The sequence below is a fragment of the Streptomyces torulosus genome, from assembly GCF_001419765.1.
GTDB lineage: Bacteria > Actinomycetota > Actinomycetes > Streptomycetales > Streptomycetaceae > Streptomyces > Streptomyces torulosus.
In genome coordinates, this window is sequence record NZ_LIRK01001018.1 from 1 (window position 1) to 2294 (window position 2294).

Here is a 2294-nt window from a genome sequence, read left to right on the forward strand (position 1 = left end):
ACCCGCACCCGCCAACGAACCACGCACCCCCGAGTCATGAGGCGCCCCCCGTGGGCCGGCGGCAGCCGTTCGGCTTGTCCTGGGGGGCCATTCGCAGTCAGACGCGGCGTCAGCGCTCGCGCGGGCGCCGCCGGGGGACTTGCCTGAGGGGGTGTTCCCTCGTGCTCGCGGCCCCCTGTCGACCGCGCTGATCCTGCTCGCCTGCCTGCTCGCGCCGGTGGGCGCGCTGGCGGCGTGGGCGACGTACGAGCTCGGCGACCGGGCCCGCTACGAGGCCGTCACCGCGCCGCTCGCCGCCGACCCCGACGTACGGGAGGCCCTCGCGGACGCGGTCGCCACCGGGATCATGCGCGACGTGCGGGTCCGGCCGCCGCTGCGCGAGCCCGTACGGGACTTCACGCACGACGCGGCCCGGTCGTTCACCCGGACCGAGGCGTTCCGTACGGCATGGCACACGGCCAACCGGGCGGCCCACGACGCGGTGCTGCGGGCGGTCCGCGCGGAGAGCGCCGGCGGCAGCGGGCACGGGGCCGGGCCGGTGACCATCGACCTGGCGCCGGTCGGCGAACGGGTCAAGCGTCAACTCGCCCGCGACCACGTGCCGTTCGCCCATCGCATCCCGGTCGCACACACCGAGGTCACGGTGCTGTCGGCGGAGGAACTCGTCCAGTTGCGGAAGGGATATCGCATGCTCGAAGTCGCCGCGTTCTGGTTGCCGGTCGGTGCGCTCGTACTGGCCACGGCGGGGATCCTGATCGCCACCCGGCGCCGTCGTGCGGTGTGCGCGACGGGGCTCGGCACGGCGCTCGGTGGGGCCCTGCTCGGGGTCGCCGTCGCCCTCGGCCGCCATCTCACGCTCGCCGACCTGCCGCCGGACGTCTCCCCGGCGGCCGCCGGCGCCGTCTACGACGCCCTCACCGCCACCCTGCGCACCGTCACCTGGGGCCTCCTCGCCCTCGGTGCCACCGTGGCCGCCGCGGCCTGGCTCACCGGCCTCCTCGGGCGACGTCCCCCAGCACCACCAACGCCTCCGCCAGCTCCCGCGGACCCACCGACGCAAGTCCCAGCCGGACGCAGTTGAAGGGGCTGACCTGGGCCCGCCCCGCCATCCGCACCGGCCGCCCCGCGTCCGACAGCGCCGACGCCGATGCCACCGACACCCCCGACGCGACCGCGGGCACGCTGAACGCCGGTCCCGGTGTCACCGCCACCCCGCGTTCCGCCACCGCCGCGCAGAACGTGTCGGCCCGCCAGGGCTCCGGCAGTTCCCACCAGGCGTAGTAGGCGCGCGCGTCCCCCCGTACGGCGAACCCGGCGAGGCCCTCGCGCACGAGCCGCTGCCGGGCCGCCGCGTCCTCGCGCTTCGCGGCGACCAGCCGGGCGACCGTCCCGTCCGCGATCCACCGCACCGCCGCCTCCAGGGCGAACCTCCCCGCGGCCCATCCCCCGGACCGCAGCGCGTCCCCGGCCTCCTCGGCCCGCCCCTCGGGCACCACGAGGAACCCGACGGTCAGCCCCGGCGCCACCCGCTTGGACAGCCCGTCCACGACATACACCCGCTCCGGCGCGTACGCCGCCAACGGCAACGCACCACCGACGCACCCCCGTGACGCCTCCGCGGTCTGCCCCGCGCCTTCGCCCGCGCCTCCGCCTTCGTCCTCGCCCGCACCCGGGTCCGCGCCCTGGCCCACACCGGCCTCCGCGCCCGCGCCCGCCAGGAACGCCCAGATCCGGTCCTCCACCACCGGCAGGTCCAACTCCCGCACCACCGAAGCCAGTTCGGCGCGGCGTTCGTGCGGCATCGTCGTGGACGTCGGGTTGTGGAGGGTCGGCTGCACGTACACCGCCGACAGGGGGGCCGCCCGGTGCGCCGCGGCCACCGCGTCGGGCCGCAGCCCCTCCCCGTCCGTCGCGAGCGGTACCAGCGTCACCCCCAGCCGCCCGGCGATCTCCTTGACCAGCGGATACGTGAGGGACTCGACCCCGACGCGGCCCCCGGGCCGGACCAGGTGCGCGAGGGCGGCGGCGATGGCCTGGCGGGCGTTCCCGGTGAAGAGGAACCGCTCCGGTTCCGGACGCCAGCCGGACATCGCGAGCAGCCCGGCCGCCGCCTCGCGCGCCGCGCCCGTACCGTTCGCCGGAACCAGGCCCAGCGCCTCCCCCAGCGCATCCGTCCGCAGCAGCGGCGCGAGGCCGGCCGCCAGCAGCTCCGCCTGACCGGGCACGGAAGGGTAGTTGAGCTCCATGTTCACCGGCGCCGAGGAGACCGGCTCCGCCAGCGCCCGCCCGGCCCC

General features: G+C 76.9%; 2 protein-coding genes. One reads left to right on the top strand and one right to left on the bottom strand.

The annotated features are described in order from the left end of the window. Nucleotides 1-151 precede the first annotated feature (151 nt). The gene (locus AOK23_RS43695; protein WP_107103016.1) at nucleotides 152-1081 is read left to right on the top strand and encodes a hypothetical protein; all 930 of its coding nucleotides are present in this window, start codon (nucleotides 152-154) and stop codon (nucleotides 1079-1081) included. Here the strand turns inward: AOK23_RS43695 and AOK23_RS43700 are convergent. Next, on the bottom strand, nucleotides 987-2294 hold a 1308-nt coding region (locus AOK23_RS43700; RefSeq protein ID WP_055717892.1), incomplete at its 5' end, for an aminotransferase class I/II-fold pyridoxal phosphate-dependent enzyme. The two genes, AOK23_RS43695 and AOK23_RS43700, sit on opposite strands and share 95 nt — an antisense overlap.